Here is a 914-nt window from a genome sequence, read left to right as displayed (position 1 = left end):
GAGAGCCGCGACCCCGGTCTCGCCGACGCCATGTGGGAAGCGGTCGCCCACCGGATCCTGACCGACGCCCCCGAGCCGGACGCCGCACCCGCCGCCCCGCTCACCGACGCCGAACGCGCCTTGCTGGCCGAATGGCTGGCCCGCCCGCGCCAGTGAGTTATTCACCCGCAAGGGGTTTGCGCGATTCAGGGACACTTCTGTCAGCGGTGTAACAACTTTCGGACTCCACACGCCATACGGGACAGCGTTCGCACTTGTCCGGTCCCCACCGCACCTGGAGTTCGTGATGGGCTATCGAAGATCAAGACATGCCTTGGCATTGGGCGTCGTCGCACCGCTCGCCATCGGCCTCGCCGTGGCCACCGCGCCACCGGCGGCCGCCGTGCCCGCCGGGTTCACCGACACCGTCGCCATCGGCGGGCTGAGCTCGCCGACGGCCGCGGCGTTCGCGCCCGACGGCCGGGTCTTCATCGCCGAGAAGAGCGGCCTGGTCAAGGTCTTCGACTCGCTCGCCGACCCGACCGCGACGGTGTTCGCCGACCTCCGCACCCCGACCCAGGACTTCTGGGACCGGGGCCTGCTCGGGCTCGCGGTCGACCCCGCGTTCCCCGCCCGGCCGTACGTCTACGTCTCCTACACGCTCGACGCCGAGCCGGGCGGCACCGCGCCGCGCTGGGGCGACACCTGCCCCACGCCGCCGGGCGCGACCGACAAGGGCTGCGTCGTCACCGGCCGCGTCTCGCAGCTGACCATGGGCCCGGACGGGACGGCGGTCAGCGAGAAACCGCTGGTCACCGGCTGGTGCCAGCAGTACCCGAGCCATTCGATCGGCGCGCTGGCCTTCGGCCCGGACGGCGCCCTGTACGCGGGCGGCGGCGACGGCGCCAGCTTCAACTTCGCCGACTACGGCCAGG

Annotated in this window: 1 protein-coding gene; it reads left to right on the top strand. The window is 72.3% G+C overall.

The window, feature by feature from the left end; genetic code table 11:
- Nucleotides 1-286: 286 nt before the first annotated feature.
- Nucleotides 287-914, top strand: a 628-nt coding sequence (locus tag G3I65_RS35385; RefSeq protein ID WP_160699954.1) for a sorbosone dehydrogenase family protein, incomplete at its 3' end; no start/stop codon positions are given.

It is taken from the genome of Amycolatopsis sp. SID8362 (genome assembly GCF_010550475.1).
GTDB classification, from domain to species: domain Bacteria; phylum Actinomycetota; class Actinomycetes; order Mycobacteriales; family Pseudonocardiaceae; genus Amycolatopsis; species Amycolatopsis eburnea.
This window is presented reverse-complemented; position numbering and strand designations above follow the sequence as displayed.